This window comes from Streptomyces sp. STR69 (assembly GCF_024519455.1).
GTDB lineage: Bacteria > Actinomycetota > Actinomycetes > Streptomycetales > Streptomycetaceae > Streptomyces.
In genome coordinates this window covers 104,463-121,654 of record NZ_JALJRY010000021.1, presented here as the reverse complement: position 1 = coordinate 121,654, position 17,192 = coordinate 104,463, and the positions used below count along the sequence as shown (strand labels likewise).

Below are 17,192 nucleotides of genomic sequence, written 5' to 3'. Positions count from 1 at the left end.
ACAGAAGGATCATCCGATGCCCCGCGCCACCAGAGCCTCCCGGCTGTCCGGCCTGCTCGCCTCCGTACTCCTGCTGGCCGTCACGGCGGTGGGCTGCGGATCCTCCGACTCCGACTCCACCTCGTCCGCCACCAGCACGTCGGGTTCGGAGGCGAAGGCCTCCGCCGACGCGTTCCCCGTGACGATCGCCCACAAGTTCGGCAGTACGACGATCAGGTCCGAGCCCAAGCGCATCGTCACCGTCGGCCTCACCGACCAGGACGCCGTGCTCGCCCTGGGCAAGGTGCCGGTCGGCACGACCGAGTGGCTCGGCGGCTACAAGGGCGCCATCGGCCCGTGGGCCCAGGACAAGTTGGGCAGTGCGGCTGCGCCGACCGTCCTCAAGGACACCGGCACCGGGCCGCAGGTGGAGAAGATCGCCGCCCTGAAGCCCGATCTGATCCTCGCCGTCTACTCGGGTCTCACCAAGGCGCAGTACCAGAGCCTGTCGCAGTTCGCGCCGGTCGTCGCCCAGCCGAAGGCGTACAACGACTACGGCGTGCCGTGGCAGCAGCAGACCGAGGAGATCGGCCAGGCGCTCGGCAAGTCCGCCGAGGCCAAGACCCTGGTGGCGGGCGTCGAGGCCAAGTTCGACGCGGCCAAGAAGGCCAACCCCGCGTTCGCCGGCGCCTCGGCCGTCATGGCGACCCCGTACGAGGGCGTCTTCGTCTACGGCAGCCAGGACCCGCGCTCCCGACTCCTGTCCGACCTGGGCTTCTCGCTCCCGAAGGACCTCGACAAGGTCATCGGGGACACGTTCGGCGCCAACATCAGCAAGGAGCGCTACGACCTGCTCGACCAGAAGGTCGCCGTGTGGATCGTGCCGGACACCACCACGGCCGTCACCAAGCTGCACGACGACAAGATCTACGGCGATCTGAACGTGGTGAAGCAGGGCCGCGAGGTCTTCATCAAGGAGACCGGTGACTACGGCAACGCAGTATCCCTCTCCACCGTGTTGAGCATCCCCTACGTCCTGGACCGGCTGGTGCCGCAGCTCGCGGCGGCGGTGGACGGCAAGACGTCGACGAAGGTGGAGCAGCCCGCCTCCTGACCCAACTGAAGGGGGGCCGGTCCGAGTTCACCACTCGGACCGGCCCCCTTTCGTGTGCTCAGACCCCGTCGACCAGGCTCTTGGGCCGCATGTCCGTCCAGTTGGCCTCGATGTGGTCCAGGCACTCCTGCCGGGCGGCGGGTCCGTGCGCGACCGTCCAGCCGGCCGGTACGTCCACGAAGTCGGGCCACAGGCTGTACTGGCCCTCGTCGTTGACGAGGACGGAGTAGACGCCTTCGGGGTTCTCGAACGGGTTGCTCATGTCGGGGGTTCCTTGCCTCTCGTGCGTTCTGGTGGGTAAGTGCGTTTCGGTCAGGTCCTGTTGAGAGCGTCCGCCCGTCGTACGACGGCCTCCAGGGCCCGGAACCAGGTGCGGGCCAGGTCCTGCACCTGCTCCTCGGTGAGGAGTTCGGCGGCGTACGCCCAGTGGGCGCTGAGCTCCGGGCCCTCGGGGCGGTTCTCGGTGATGGCGTTGAGGGTCAGGGCGTGGGACATCGGCTGGCCGGGGTCGGCGTCGAGGTCGGCCGCGTCGTCCTCGGGCGCGTAGGACCAGTCGGCCGCCGCCGGGCGGTCGAAGCGGCCCATGTAGTTGAACTCGATCTGTGGCTCGGCGACTTGGGCGAGGAGCGGGCCGGTCCGGGCGTTGAGGTGGCGCAGCAGCCCGTGCCCGATGCCGGCCGCGGGCAGCGCGGTGAGGTGGGCGCGGACCCGGGCCAGGGCCGTGTCCAGCGCGGGCCCGCCCGCGAAGGCGTCCGCCAAGTCGGCCTGGCCCGGGTCGAGTCGTACGGGTACGACGCTGGTGAACCAGCCGACCGTACGGGACAGGTCGGCGTCGCCGGCGAGTTGCTCCTCGCGGCCGTGGCCCTCCAGGTCGACGAGGACGGGCCCGCCCGTGTCCCGCGCGCCGAGTGTCCGGGTCCGCCAGTCCCCGACCGCCAGCGCGAACGCCGTGAGCAGGACGTCGTTGACAGTGGCGCCGAAGGCGGCCGGGGCGCGGCTCAACAGCGGTTCGGTGAGGTCGGCGGGCAGGGTCAGGGAGAGGTGGCGGGTGGTGGCGACGGTGTCCCGGGCGGGGTCGAGCGGACGAGCCAGCGGAAGGCCCGCCCCTTCGGCGAGGGCGGAGGTCCACCACGGCAGTTCGTCCTCGGTGGCGGGATCGCCCGCGCGGGTCCCCAGGAGCCGGGACCAGCGGGCGAACGACAGCTCCACGGGCGCGAGTTCGACCTTACGACCGCCTCGGACCGCTGCCCAGGCGGTGGCCAGGTCGGGCAGCAGCACGCGCCAGGAGACGCCGTCGACGACCAGGTGGTGGACGAGGATCAGCAGCCGCCCGGGCTGTCCGGGTCCGGCGTCGAACCAGACCGCCCGCACCATCGCACCGGCGTCCGGGTCGAGCGCGGAGCGCGCGGTCTCGGCGTGGTGGGAGATGGCGGCGCGCAGACCGGCCTCGTCCAGCCCACGCACATCGGCGCGGGTAAGCCAGGTGCTGACGTCGGTGTCCTCGGCCGGGGGCACCCGCAGAGTCCATTCCGCTGCGCGCACGAGCCGGGCCCGGAGCATGTCGTGCCGGTCGGCGAGCGCCTTGAGGACGGTCAGGAGTCCGTCTTCGGTCAGGTCGGCGGGGGTCTGTACCAGGGCCGCCTGGTGGTAGGCGGCGATGGGGCCGCCGCGCTCCAGCAGGCCGCGCATGATCGGGGTGAGCGGGACGGTGCCGGTGCCGTCGTCGTGGACGGCGTGCCGTTCGCCGGTGCCGAGCGGGACGGCAACTGCCGCGAGGGCGGCGACAGTTCGGTGCTGGAAGACCTGGCGCGGGGTGACGCGCAGGCCGCCGGCCCGGGCGCGGGCGACGAGTTGCATGGCGACGATGCTGTCTCCGCCGAAGGTGAAGAAGTCGTCGTCCGTGCCGACCGCCTCGGCGGGTAGCCCGAGGGCGTCCGCGAACAGGTCGCGCAGGGTGTGCTCGGCGTCGTTCTCGGGGGCCCGGCCGCCGCCCGTAGCGGTGAAGTCCGGGGCGGGCAGGGCCGATCGGTCGAGCTTGCCGTTGGACATCAGCGGCAGTTGGTCGAGGACGACCACGGCGGCCGGGACCATGTAGTCGGGCAGCACGGCGTCGGCGTGGGCGCGAAGGGCGGTCCCGTCCGTGTCCTCGGCGACCGCGTAGGCAATCAACTGCCGGACGCCCGGCCGGTGTTCGCGGGCCACGACGACGGTCTGGGTGACGGCCGGGTGGGTGTCCAACGCGGCCTCGATCTCGGCGAGTTCGATGCGGAAGCCGCGGATCTTGACCTGGTCGTCGGTACGGCCGGCGAACTCCAGCAGGCCGTCCTCGGTCCAGCGGGCCAGGTCGCCGGTGCGGTACATGCGTGTGCCGGGGGGCCCGAACGGGTCGGCGACGAAGCGTTCGGCGGTGAGGTCGGGCCGGTCGAGGTAGCCGCGGGCGAGACCCGGGCCCGAAAGGTACAACTCGCCGGTGACGCCGGGCGGTACGGGGCGCAGGGCGGTGTCGAGGACGTAGGCACGGGACTCGTGGACGGGGCGTCCGACGACCGGGGTTGCGCTGTCGCGGACCCGGCCGACGAGCGCGTCGACGGTGGCCTCGGTGGGGCCGTACAGGTTGAACGCCTCGGTGTCCGGCAACGCGGCGAGCCGCGTCCACAGCGACTCGGGGACGGCCTCGCCGCCGAAGCCGACCACCGCGAGCGGGCAGTCGCCCTCGGCGCCGATCAGTCCGCTGTCCGCCATCTGCGCGAGCAGCGACGGGGTGACCTCGATGAAGTCGATGCCCCGGCCGCGGATGAACTCGGCGAGGAGTTCGGGGTCACGGCGGGTCTCGTCGTCCGCGATGTGCAGGGCGTGTCCGTCCAGCAGCCACAGCTGCGGCTGCCAGGAGGCGTCGAAGGAGAACGACCAGGCGTGCCCGACCCGCAGGCGCCGGAGTCCGGTGCGTTCCCTGGCCACCTGGTGCAGGTCGTGGCGGTGGCTGTGGAAGAGGTTGGCGATGCCTCGCTGGGTGACGACGACGCCCTTGGGGCGGCCGGTGGAGCCGGAGGTGTAAATGACGTAGGCGGGGTGGTCGGGGCCGGGGGCGACGGGTTCCGCCTGCGGCAGCCCCTCGGCCGGGGCGTCAAGCCGCAGAACCGGTACGCCGGTTGGGGGCAGCGTGGCGGCCGTCTCGCCCGTGGCCAGGATCAGCACGGGGCGGGCGTCGTCGAGCATGCCGGTCAGGCGGGAGGCGGGAAGGTCGGGGTCGAGGGGCAGATAGGCGGCGCCCGCCTTCATCACGGCGAGGATCGCGGCGATGTGGTCGACGGTGCGGGGCAGTGCGAGGGCCACGATCCGCTCGGGCCCGGCGCCGTGTCCGGCGAGGGTGCGCGCCAACTGGTCGGTGCGGGCGTCCAGTTCGGCGAACGTGTAGGTCGTGCGGCCATCCGTGACCGCTATCGCGTCCGGTCCTGCGGCGGCCTGCGCGGCGAACAACTCGGGGACCGTGCCGAGGCGTTCGGAGTCCGGGAGCGCGGTGTCGTTCCAGCTCTCCAGGACGGTGTGCAGGTCGGCGGGGCCGAGCAGGTCGAGGCGTCCGACAGGCCGGTCGGGGTCGGCCGCCATCCCGGTGAGGAGGGTGGTCAGCGCGTCCGAGATCCGTCGTACGACAGCCGGTCGGAACAGGTCGGGACGGAACTCGGCGGTCAGCCGCAGCCGTTCGGCGGGCTCGACGGCCCACGCGAACGGGTAGTGGGTGGAGTCCTCGTGGTCCCGGACGGTGACGCGCGGACCGTCCCCCGATTCCTCCGCGTCGGCCACGGGATACGACTCGAACACCACGAGGGTGTCGAAGAGTTCACCGAGTCCGGCGGCCCGCTGGATGTCGGCGAGGCCGAGGTGCTGGTGGGCGATGAGAGCGGACTGCTCGTCCTGGAGCCGTGTCAGCAGGGCGGCCGTGCTCTCCTCCGGGCGGACGTTCACCCGTACCGGCACGGTGTTGATGAACAGGCCGATCATTGACTCGGCACCGGCCAGTTCGGGCGAGCGCCCGGCGACAGTGGCACCGAACACCACGTCGGTGCGCCCGGTGAGCCGGCCGAGGAGCACGCCCCAGGCGGCCTGGACAAGGGTGTTGACGGTGACACCCCGGCGGCGCGCGAACGCCTCCAGTTCCGCCGTACGGTCCGGGTCCAACTCCACGGTGTGGGTGCTCGGTACGACGGCGGCCCGGTCGGGGTCGACGGGTGCGAGCCGGGTCGGCTCGGGCAGCCCGCCGAGCGCCTCGGCCCACGCGGTGGCAGAAGCGGCCGGGTCCTGGGCGGCGAGCAGCCGCAGGTGTTCGCGGTACGGGGCGGCCGCGGGCGGGGTGCGGCCCTCGTAACGGGCCCACAGTTCGGCGGTGAGCAGCGGCAGCGACCAGCCGTCCAGGAGGAGGTGCTGGTGCGAGAGCACGAGCCGGTGCCGGTCCGGACCGAGGCGGGCCAGCAACAGCCGTAGCAGCGGCGGCTGTTCGGGATCGAAGCGGCGCCGCTCCTGGACGAGCAGCCGGTCCCACTCCCCGGGCTCGTCGGCCAGGTCGAGCTGCCGCCACGGCAGGACAGCCGTACGCGGTACGACGGCCACGGGACGTCCGGAGGACAGGTGCCGGAAGCCGCTGCGCAGGTTCTCGTGCGCGTCGAGCACGGACTGTGCGGCGCTGTGCAGCCGGTCGGGGTCGAGGGGGCCTTCGAGGTCGTAGGAGACCTGGACGGTGTAGACGTCCGGGCCGTCGTCACCCGAGTCGAGGGCGGCGTGGAAGAGCAGGCCGGCCTGGAGCGGGGAGACGGGCAGGACCTCGGATCCGGCAGGCAGCGCGGCGAGTTCGGCGCGCTCGTCGTCGGTGAGGTCGAGCAGCACGGTGTCGTCGGCGCGCTCGGCGGTGAGCGTGGTCGCGGTCACGGTGGCGAGCCCGGCCGCCGACTTGTGGCGGAAGACGTCACGCGGGCTGAAGGTGAGCCCGGCGGCACGTGCGCGGGCCACGAGCTGCATGGCCACGATGCTGTCGCCGCCGAGAGTGAAGAAGTCGTCCTCGACACCGACCCGTTCGAGCCCGAGGACATCCGCGACGAGTGCGCAGAGGGTCTCCTCCAGCTCCGTGCGCGGCCGGGTGTCGGTGACCTTGGCCGCGAAGTCGGGCGCGGGCAGGGCGCGGCGGTCCAGTTTGCCGTTGGGGGTGAGCGGGAGGGCGTCGAGGGTGACGACGGCGGCCGGGACCATGTGGTCGGGCAGCGAACGGGCGGTGTGGGCGCGGAGTTCGGCGGATTCGGCCGGGGTTCCGGCCGGTACGACGTACGCCACGAGCCGGTCGTCGCGTACGACGACGGTGGCGTGCGCGACGCTCGCGTGCGCGGCCAACACGCTCTCGATCTCGCCGAGTTCGATACGGAAGCCGCGCAGTTTGACCTGGTCGTCGGCGCGGCCCAGGTACTCCAGTGCGCCGTCCCGGGTCCAGCGGGCCAGGTCGCCGGTGCGGTACATGCGGGCGCCGGGCTCGGTGGTGTACGGGTCGGCGACGAAGCGTTCGGCGGTCAGGGCGGAGCGGCCGAGGTAACCGCGCGCCAACTGGACGCCCGCCAGATACAGTTCGCCGGCCACGCCGGGCGGTACCGGGCGCAGGTGGGCGTCGAGGACATAGGTGCGGGTGTTCCACACCGGGCGGCCGATCGGCACGGTGGCCGGGTCGGCGGGCACCTCGTGGGCGGTGACGTCGACGGACGCCTCGGTGGGGCCGTAGAGGTTGTGCAGCCGGGTGTCGGCGAGAACCTGGTGGAAGCGGGTGGCCAGCGGGGCGGGCAACGCCTCGCCGCTGCACATCACTTGGCGCAGGTCGGTGCAGCCGGCGGCGGTGGGTTCGCCGAGGAAGGCGCGCAGCATCGACGGCACGAAGTGGGCCGTGGTGATGTGCTGACGCCGGATCAGTTCGGTGAGGTAGGCCGGGTCCTGGTGACCTTCGGGCCGGGCCACGACGAGGGTGGCGCCGGTGATGAGCGGCCAGAAGAACTCCCACACGGACACGTCGAATCCGGCCGGGGTCTTCTGCAGGACCCGGTCGTCGGCGTCGAGGCGGTAGGTGTCCTGCATCCACAACAGGCGGTTGGTGATGCCCTGGTGGGGGACGGTGACGCCCTTGGGGCGGCCGGTGGAGCCGGAGGTGTAGATGACGTAGGCGGGGTGGCGGGGATCGTGGGCGGTGGGCAGGGGTGCGTGTGCCGGGTGGTCGGGCGTGCCGTCCGTGTCGACCGTGAGGGTGGGCACGTCGGTGTCCGGGAGGGTGACGCCGTCTGTGGTGACCAGGCAGACCGGGCGGGCGTCGGTGAGCGTGTGGGCGAGTCGTTCGGCCGGGTGGCCGGTGTCCAGGGGCAGGTAGGCGGCGCCCGCGCGGTGGGCCGCCAGGAGAGCGACCACGAGGGCGAGGGAGCGCGGCAGGGCGACGGCGACGACGGCCTCCGCCCGCGCGCCGTGCGCCGCGAGGGTGTGGGCCAACTTCTCTACGCGCAGGTTGAGTTCGGCGTAGGTGAGAGTGGTGTCCTCGAAGACGACCGCCGTGGCCTCGGGGGTGCGGGCGACCTGGGAGCGGAACAGCTCGGGCAGGGTGAAGTCGGGGACGGTGCGGGTGGTGGCGTTCCAGTCGGTGAGGACGAGGGCGCGTTCGTCGTCGCGGAGGATGTCGAGGGCGCCGATGCGACGGTCGGGGTCGAGGACTGTCTGGGCGAGCAGCGACTCCAGGCGCTGGGCGAGGAGTTCGGCGGTCGACTCGTCGAAGAGGTCGGCGCTGTACTCGATCCAGCACCGCATGCCGTCCGCGCCCTGCTCGACGAAGTCGAAGCTGAGGTCGAACTTGGCGCCCTGCTGGCCGAGTTCCTCGCGGCGCGCGGTCAGTCCGGGCAGGGTGGGGGTGGCGCCCTCGTCGTCGAGGTGGACGACCATCACCTGGAACAGCGGGTGCCGGGCCAGTGAGCGGGTCGGGTTGACCGCCTCGACCAGGCGCTCGAAGGGCAGGTCCTGGTGCTCGTAGGCGGCGAGGTCGGTGTCCCGGACGCGGGCGAGCAGATCGGCGAACGTGGGGTCGCCGGACAGATCGGTGCGCAGGACAAGGGTGTTGACGAAGAACCCGATCAGGTCTTCGAGGTGCTCGTCGGCCCGTCCGGAGATCGGTGCGCCGAGCGGGATGTCGTCCCCGGCACCGAGCCGGTGCAGCAGCGCGGCGACGGCGGCCTGGGTGACCATGAACATACTGACGCCGTGGCGGCGGGCCAACGCCCGCAGGTCGCGGGTGCGTTCGGCATCAAGGGTGAGTCCTACGGCACCGCCCCGGTGGCTGCTCTCCAGCGGGCGGGGCCGGTCGACGGGCAGCGCGAGTTCGTCGGGGAGTCCCGCCAACGCCTGCTGCCAGTAGGCGAGTTGGCGGGACTGGCGGCTGTCCGGGGCGTCGGGGTCGCCGAGCGCCTCGCGGTGCCAGAGGGCGTAGTCGGCATACTGCACGGGAAGCGGCGCCCACGCGGGTGCCCGCCCCTCGCGGCGGGCCTCGTACGCGGCGGCCAGGTCCCGCCACAGCGGCCCGTCGGACCACTGGTCGCCGGCGATGTGGTGCAGCACCAGCAACAGCACGTGCTGGTCTTCACTCACCTCGAACACATGGGCGCGCAGCGGGAGTTCGCGGTCGATGTCGAAGCCGCGCGCGGCGGCCTCGGCGAGCAGGGCGGACAGCTCGGTCTCCGTGACCCGGCTGTGGTGCAGGGGGACCGAGGCCCGGTCCAGCACGACCTGGTGGGGGCGGCCGTCCCGCTCGGGGAAGACCGTGCGCAGGCTTTCGTGGCGTGCGGCGAGGTCGTCCAGCGCGGCGGACAGCGCGTCCCGGTCGAGTGTGCCGGTCAGGCGCCAGGCGGCCGGGATGTTGTACGTGGCGCCCGGACCCTCGATGCGGTGCAGCAGCCACAGGCGCTGCTGGGCGAAGGAGAGCGGGAGTTCGTCGGGTCGTTCGGCGGGGACGAGGGCGGGGAGTCCGCCGGCCCTGTCGTCGAGGCGGGCCGCGAGGAGTGCGGGGGTGGGCGCCTCGAAGACGGTACGGACGGTGAGGTCGGCGCCGAGCAGTCCGCGGACGCGGCTGACCAGGCGCATGGCGAGCAGGGAGTGGCCGCCGAGCGCGAAGAAGTCGCCGTCTGCGCCGACCTGTTCGAGGCCGAGGATCTCGCCGAAGAGTCCGGTGAGGATCTCCTCGCGCGGGCTGCGGGGCGGGGTGCCCGTGTCCGTGCCGGTCGTGAAGTCGGGGGCGGGCAGGGCGGCGCGGTCGAGCTTGCCGTTGGGGGTGAGGGGCAGCGTGTCGAGGGTGACAAAGGCGGCCGGGACCATGTGGGCGGGAAGGGCGGCTGAGGTGTGGGCGCGCAGGGACGTCACCTCGACGGGCCCGGCCGGGACCACATACGCGACGAGGGTCTGCTCCCGGACCACCACGACCGCGTGCGCGACGGACGGGTGCGTGGTCAACACGCCCTCGATCTCGCCGGGTTCGACGCGGAAACCGCGCACCTTCACCTGGTCGTCGGTGCGGCCCAGGTACTCGATCGCCCCGTCGGCGTCCCAGCGGGCCAGGTCGCCGGTGCGGTACATACGGGCGCCGGGTTCGGTGGCGTACGGGTCGGCGACGAAGCGCTCGGCGGTCAGGCCGGGCCGGTCGAGGTAGCCGCGCGCGAGCTGGATGCCCGCCAGGTACAACTCGCCCGGGATGCCGGGCGGTACGGGACACAGTCCGGCGTCGAGTACGTAGGTGCGGGTGTTCCATACCGGGCGGCCGATCGGCACGCTCGTCGCGTCCGGTCCGATCTCCACGGCCGTCACGTCGACCGAGGCCTCGGTGGGGCCGTAGAGGTTGTGCAGTTCGGTGCTGGTCAGGACGTCGTGGAAGCGGTGGCTGAGGGCGACGGGCAGGGCCTCGCCGCTGCACATCACGCGACGCAGGCCGGTGCAGTCGGCCGCGGTCGGTTCCTCCAGGAAGAGTTGGAGCATCGAGGGCACGAAGTGGGCGGTGGTGACGTCCTGTTCGCGGATCAGCCGGGCCAGGTAGGCCGGGTCGCGGTGGCCCTCGGGGCGGGCGACGACCAGGGTGGCACCGGTGATCAGGGGCCAGAAGAACTCCCACACCGACACGTCGAAGCTGGACGGTGTCTTCTGCAACACCCGGTCAGCAGGGGTGAGTCGATACGCGTCCTGCATCCACAGCAGCCGGTTGACGATGCCCTGGTGCGGGACGACGACACCCTTGGGCCGGCCAGTGGATCCGGAGGTGTAGATGACGTAGGCGGGGTGCGAGGGGTCGTAGGACGTGGGGAGTTGGGCCTCAGGGCCGGTCGGCAGAGTGTCTCGGACCACGTACACCGGGCGGGCGTCCTCGACCATGAGGGCGAGGCGGTCGTCCGGGTAGTCGGGGTCGAGCGGGAGGTAGGCGGCTCCGGCGCGGTGGACGGCGAGCAGGGCGACGACGAGTTCGAGTGAGCGCGGCAGCGCCACGGCGACGGTCTGCTCGGGGCCTGCGCCGAGCGCGGCCAACACCCCTGCCGTGCGCTCCACTTGGGCGTCCAGTTCGCCGTATGTCAGCCGCTGTCCCTCGAAGACGAGGGCCGTGGCGTCGGGGGTGCGGGTCACCTGGGCGCGGAAGAGTTCCGGCAGGGTGGTGGCCGGGACGGGGTGCTCGGTGACGTTCCACTCCCCCAGGACCAGGGCGCGTTCGCCGTCCTCCAGGAGGTCCAGGTCCCGCACCGCGCGGTCGGGTTCGGCTGCCGCACGGTCCAGCAGACGGGCCATGCGGCCTGCGATGCGTTCGGCGGTCGACTCGTCGAAGAGGTCGGTCGCGTACTCCAGGATCAGGACCACCCGTTCGCGGCCGGTCTCGTCGACGAACGTGAAGTGGAGGTCGAACTTGGCCATACCGGTGTCCATGTCGAACCACTCGGTCGCGAGGCCGAGCACGTCCGGGTCGCCTTCGGGGCGGTGGTGGTAACCGAGCATGACCTGGAAGAGCGGGTTGCGGCCCGCCACGCGCGGCGGGTTGAGGGCTTCCACCACCCGGTCGAAGGGCAGGTCCTGGTACTCGAAGGCCGCGAGGGACGACTCCCTTGCGCGAGCGAGGAGTTCGCGGAAGGTCAGCTCGTCGCCGGACACGTCGGTGCGCAGGACAAGGGTGTTGACGAAGAAGCCCACCAGGTCGGCGAGGGCCTCGTCGGTGCGGCCTGCGACAGGGGCGCCGAGCGGGATGTCGTCGCCCGCGCCGAGCCGGTTCAGGAGTGCGGCGGTGGCCGCCTGGAACAGCATGAACATGCTGGTCCCGGTGGCGGTGGTGAGGTCGCGCAGGGCGTGGCCGGTGGCAGCGGGCAGTTCCAGGCGGACCTTCCCCCCGTGGCCGGTCGGGTCGGCGGGGCGCGGCCGGTCGGCGGGCAGGGCGAGTTCGTCGGGCAGACCGCGCAAGGCGTCGGCCCAGTGGGCGAGTTGGGCCTCGCCGGTGCGGGCCAGCAGGTCCTCCTGCCAGAGGGTGTAGTCGGCGTACTGCACCGGCAGCGGCGGCCATGCCGGCTCCCGTCCCTCCCGGCGCGCGGCGTAGGCGGTGTTGAGATCTGCGAGGAAGGGCCGGTCGGACCACTCGTCGGTGGTGATGTGGTGCAGGACGACGGCCACCACCTGCTCGTCGAATCCGAGCCTGAACACCTCGCACCGCAGCGGGAGTTCGGTGGTGAGGTCGAAGGGGCGGCGCTGGGCGGACTCGATCAGCGCGGGCAGTTCGTCCTCGGCGCAGTCGACGACCGTGCAGGCCGGGACCGCCGCATCGGCGGGGAGAAGCCGCTGGTACGGCTCGCCCTCATGTGCCGGGAACACCGTCCGCAGAGCCTCGTGCCGTCCGGCGACGTCCCGCAGGGCGGCGGCCAGCGCGTCGGTGTCGAGGATGCCGCGCAGTCGGAAGACCAGCGGGAAGTTGTAGGCGACACCGCTGCCGGTGATCTCCTCGACGAGCAACAGCCGTCGCTGGGCGGCCGACAGCGGAACGCGGGCCGGCCGGTCCGCGATGTGCGTGACCGCCGGACGGGCCGGGCTCGCCGCGTCCGCACGGCCCGCGAGCAGGGCGGGTGTGGGGGCTTCGAAGAGGTCACGGATGGCGAGTTCGGTGCCCAGCTCGGTGCGGGCGCGACTGACCAGCCGGGTGGCGAGGAGTGAATGACCGCCCAGGTCGAAGAAGTTGTCCTCGGCGCCGACCTCGGGGAGCCCCAACACCTCGGCGAACAGGCGGCAGAGCACCTCTTCCTGCGGGGTGCGCGGGCCGCGTCCGCCGCCGAGGGCGACGGCGGGTTCGGCGTCGGGCAGGGCACGGACGTCGAGCTTGCCGTTGGCGTTCATGGGCAGGCCGTCGACGGTGACGAAGGCCGACGGGACCATGTAGTCGGGCAGTTCGCGGCCCAGGTCCTCACGCAGGCGGCGTACGAGCGCGCTCGCCTCGCGGGCGGCGGTGGGGTCGTTGGCGTAGGGGTGGGTGCCGCCGCCGGGCCGGAACAGGCCGCCGGTCAGGCGGAGTTCGTCGGAGCGCAGGAACACGGCGTCGTACGTGCCCTCCTGCTCCGACCAGGTCGTCAGCACCCGGTATCCGGCCGCCGTACCCAGCTCGTGCAGGTGCTCGGGGTCGACGCCCGTCTCGCTCGTACGGCCGTCCGGGATGCCGGTGAAGCGCAGCGCCTCGGGCCGTTCGCCGCGCGGGCGTTCGGCGGTGGCGCCGGTCACGGACCAGCCGCCGCGCAGGAGTTCACCGATCGCCTCGGCCGACGACCAGTCGCCGCGCAGGAGTTCGCCGATGGTGTTGCCTGTGGCCCAGTCGACGGACGGGGTGTTGTCCAGGCTCACGTCCGGGTCGTCGGCGTAGAGGACGACGTCGTAGCGGTGCCGGGACAGTTCGTTGTGGTGGTGGGCGCGCTTGGTGCGCAGGTCGACGCCGTAGCCGAGGGTGGTGAAGTAGTCGGGGTCTACGAGGAGTTCCTTCTCCAGGCGCAGTCCGCGTTCCACCGCCCGCTCCAGGTCCGCCTCGGCGGTGCCCCTGGCGCGCTGGATCTCGGTGTGGAAGGTGCCGGCGAGCCGCAGGTTGCGGACGTCGCCGACGAACAGGGCGCCGCCGGGCGCGAGCAGGTCCATCAAGCCGTGTATCACGGTGGTGAGGTGGTCGATGCTCGGGAAGTACTGGATGACGGAGTTGATGACGATCGTGTCGAAGTAGGCGAACGGCAGCCCGCTCAGGTCCTCGGCCGGGCGGCAGCGGAGTTCGACCTTGGCGGCGAGCGCGGGGTCGCGCCGTACTTCCTCGCCTATCTTGCGGATGACGGGGGCGGCGAAGTCCGTGGCCCAGTACGCCTCCGAGTCCGGGGCCAGCCGGGACAGCAACAGGCCGGAGCCGACGCCGACTTCGAGGATGCGGCGGGGCTTGAGGGCGCCGATGCGGGCGAGGGTGGCCTCGCGCCACTCGTGCATCTCCTCGAAGGGGATGGGCCGGCCGTCGTAGGAGCTGTCCCAGCCGTCGTACCGCTCGGTGAAGACGGCGGTGCCGATCTCCTCGTACTCGTCGGAGTAGATCTCCTGCCACTCCCCCACCTGCGCGGCCTCGGCGGCGGTGCGCTCCGCCGAGTCGGCGCCGGACGGTACGACATAGCCGACGAGGCGTTCGTCGCGGACGACCACGGCGGCCTGGGAGACGAGCGGGTGGCGGCTGAGAGCGGTCTCGATCTCGCCGGGTTCGATGCGGTAACCGCGGATCTTGACCTGGTCGTCGGTGCGGCCGAGGAAGTCGAGGTTGCCGTCCGGGTTGCGGCGGACCAGGTCGCCGGTGCGGTACATGCGCTCGCCGGGCTCGCCGAACGGGTCGGCGACAAAGCGTTCGGAGGTCAGCGCGGGCCGGTCCAAGTAGCCGCGGGCCAGGCCGATTCCGGCGATGTACAGCTCGCCGGGCACCCCGTCCGGCACCGGGCGCAGCCAGGCGTCGAGGATGTGGGCGCGGGTGCCCCGGATGGGCTTGCCGACGGTGGGGGTGTCGCTGTCGCGGGTGCCGCCGCCGAGGGTGTTGATCGTGTACTCGGTCGGCCCGTACAGGTTGTAGCCGTACGTGCCCTCGGTGTCGCGCAGGGCCGTCCACACCGTCTCCGGCACGGCTTCGCCGCCGAGCAGGACGAGCGGCGGGACGTGGCCCTCCAACAGGCCCTGCTCGATGAGGAGTCGGGCGTAGGTGGGGGTGACGTTGACCACGTCGACGCGGTGGCGTTCGCAGTAGGCGACCAGCGCTTCGGCGTCGCGCCGCAACTCCTCGTCGCAGACGTGCACTTCGTGGCCCTCGACGAGCCAGAGCAGTTCCTCCCACGACATGTCGAAGGCGAAGGACACGGTGTGCGCGATGCGCAGCCGTCGCCCGCCGGCCGAGGCGATGGCGGGTTCGAAGATCTCCTTCTGGTGGTTCAACTGCATGTTCGTCAGGCCCCGGTAGGGGGTGACGACGCCCTTGGGGCGGCCGGTGGAGCCGGAGGTGTAGATGACGTAGGCGGGGTGTTCAAGGCTGAAGCGGAGGCGGACGGGAGCGTCCGGCTGATCCGCCAACTCCCCCTTCACGTCCGGGTTGTCGAGCAGGACGCGGGTCGTCTCGCCGTCCAGCGTGGCCGATACGGCCGTGGTGCTGAGCAGGAGGAGCGGGCGGGCGTCGGCCAGCATCAGGGACAGGCGGTCGGCCGGGTGGTCCAACTCCAGGGGGAGGTAGGCCGCTCCGGTGCGCAGGACCGCGAAGAGGGCCACCACCATGTCGAGGGAACGCGGCAGAGCGAGGGCGACGACCCGCTCGGGGCCCGCGCCCCGGTCGATCAGCAGCCGGGCCATGCGGTTCACGGCCGCGTCGAGTTCGGCGTACGTCATGCTGCGCTCGCCGAAGACCAGGGCCCGCTCGTCCGGGGTGCGTTCGGCCTGCGCCGCCAGCAGGTCGGCGATGGTGTCCTCGGGGTCCGGGACACGGCTGGCCGCCGACTCCCGCCGCAGCGCCTCGTGTTCGGCGGGGAGGAGGGCGTCGAGGGAGCCGACCGGTGCCGTGAGGTCGGCGGTGAGGCGGTCGACGAGGAGCGCGAAGCGGTCGAGGAGGGCCTGTGCGTGGGCAGTTGGGACGAGGTCGGGGCGGTGGGTGAGGGTGACGGCGATCTCGCGGCCGGGGGTGATGACGAGGTTGGCCGGGTAGTGGGTGGCGTCGACGTTGGCGACGGCGGTGGCGCCGTGCCGGGTCTTGAGGTCGGCGAGCCGTTCCTCGGTGTCGTTGTTGCGCAGCACGAACAGCGTGTCGAAGAGCTTGCGGTGTCCGGTCTCGGCCTGGAGGACACCGAGGCTGAGGTGCTCGTACGGCATGAGGTCGAGGCGTTCGCCCTGGATGCGGCGGAGCAGGTCGAGGACCGGCTCGGCGGGGTCGAGGGCGATACGGGTCGGGACGGTGTTGAGGAACAGGCCGATGATGTTGCCGACGTCCGGGACCTCGCTGGGGCGGCCGGCGACGGTGGTACCGAAGACGACGTCCGCGCGGCCGGTCGCGGAGGCGAGGGTGAGACCCCAGGCCGCGTTGAGGATCGTGTTGAGGGTCAGGCCGTGGGCGGGCGCCAACTTGCGGAGCCGGTCGCCGAGTTCGGCGGGGAGACGGGTGTCGAGCTGGTCGGGGATGACCGGTTCGAGGCCGTCGGCGGCGGTGGGTGCGAGCAGGGTCGGCTCGTCGAGGCCGGCGAGCGCGGTGCGCCAGGCGGCCGTGGCGACGGAGTCGTCCTGCTCCTCCAGCCAGGTCAGGTAGTCGCGGTAACTGCCCGGCTCGGGCAGGGCGTTGCCGTCGCCGCCCGTCTCGTAGAGCGCGAACAGCTCGTCGAGGAACAGCCAGGCCGACCAGCCGTCCCAGAGGATCAGATGGCGGCCGATGACCAGTCGGTCGCCGCGTTCCGCGCCGAGGCGCAGCAGGAGGAGGCGGAACAGCGGGGGTGCGGACAGGTCGAAGCGGCGGTTGCGTTCGGCGTCCGTCAACTCCCTTAGGAGTACGTCCTGTTCGGCTGCCGGGAGGAGCGAGAGGTCAACCTCTTCGAGGGGGATCTCCGGGTCCTCGACGATGAACTGGACCGGCTGGTCGAGGCCGTCGCTGGTGAAGCCGGCGCGCAGGCCCGGGTTGCGGTCGAGGAGGGTACGGACGGCGGCGCGCAGACGGGTGGTGTCGAGGCGGGTGGCGAAGTCGAAGGTCTCGTGGACGGTGTAGACGTCCAACGCGCCCTCGTCGTAGGCCGAGTGGAAGAACAGGCCCTCCTGGAGGGGGGCCAGCGGCCATACGTCGGCGACGTCCGCCGGGGCGGCGACGGCGCGGACACGGGCGTGTTCGGCGCCGGTGAGGGTGAATGCCTCAACACGGTTGGTGGCTACGGCCGTTGCGGTGCCGGCCGCCAGCGCGAGGGCGGCGGGCGTGCGGTGCGTGAACACGTCGCGCGGGCTCAGGTCCAGGCCCGCCGCGCGGGCGCGACTCGCGACGCCGATGGAGCTGATGCTGTCGCCGCCGAGGCGGAAGAAGTCGTCGTCGGGGCCGACGTCCTCGATGCCGAGGACGGCCGCGAAGATCTCGGTGAGCCGCTGTTCCAACGGCCCTGCGGGCAGGCGGCGTTCGGCGCGCTCGGCCTCGGGGACGGGCAGTGCGGCCTGGTCGAGCTTGCCGCTCGGGGTGAGCGGGAGGTCGGCGAGGACGACGTACGCCTCCGGGACCAGGGGCGCGGGCAGCGCCTCCGCGAGGGCGGCGCGCAGGTCCGCGGGGTCGACGCCCGCCCCGGCCGCCGGGACCGCGTAGGCGATGAGCCGCTGGTCACGGATGACGACCGCGCCTCGGGCCACAGCTGGGATGCGGGTCAACTCGGCCTCGATCTCGCCGAGTTCGACGCGGTTGCCGCGCAGCTTGACCTGGCGGTCGGTGCGGCCGAGGTAGTCGATCGTGCCTTCGGCGCGGCGGCGCACCAGGTCGCCGGTGCGGTACATACGGGCGCCGGGTTCGGTGGCGTACGGGTCGGCGACGAAGCGG

The 17,192-nt window shown here is 72.3% G+C and carries 3 protein-coding genes; 1 reads left to right on the top strand and 2 read right to left on the bottom strand.

All coding sequences use genetic code 11. From position 1 onward, the window contains the following. Nucleotides 1-16: 16 nt before the first annotated feature. Nucleotides 17-1,093, top strand: coding sequence for an iron-siderophore ABC transporter substrate-binding protein (locus OC490_RS33595; RefSeq protein WP_262061794.1), 1,077 nt, complete (start codon nucleotides 17-19; stop codon nucleotides 1,091-1,093). 58 nt (nucleotides 1,094-1,151) lie between these two features. Here OC490_RS33595 and OC490_RS33590 read toward each other — a convergent pair whose 3' ends face one another. Both OC490_RS33590 and OC490_RS33585 read right to left on the bottom strand, forming a co-directional pair. Beyond that, the gene (locus OC490_RS33590; RefSeq protein ID WP_093624131.1) at nucleotides 1,152-1,355 is read right to left on the bottom strand and encodes an MbtH family protein; all 204 of its coding nucleotides are present in this window, start codon (nucleotides 1,353-1,355) and stop codon (nucleotides 1,152-1,154) included. Nucleotides 1,356-1,405: 50 nt separating this feature from the next. Beyond that, the coding region (locus OC490_RS33585; protein WP_262061793.1) for a non-ribosomal peptide synthetase at nucleotides 1,406-17,192 on the bottom strand (15,787 nt) is incomplete at its 5' end.

Bases quoted from the DNA above. Each gene is read 5' to 3' on its own strand.
- OC490_RS33595 (WP_262061794.1), top strand. From the start codon at position 17: ATGCCCCGCGCCACCAGAGCCTCCCGGCTGTCCGGCCTGCTCGCCTCC.
- OC490_RS33590 (WP_093624131.1), bottom strand. From the start codon at position 1,355: ATGAGCAACCCGTTCGAGAACCCCGAAGGCGTCTACTCCGTCCTCGTC.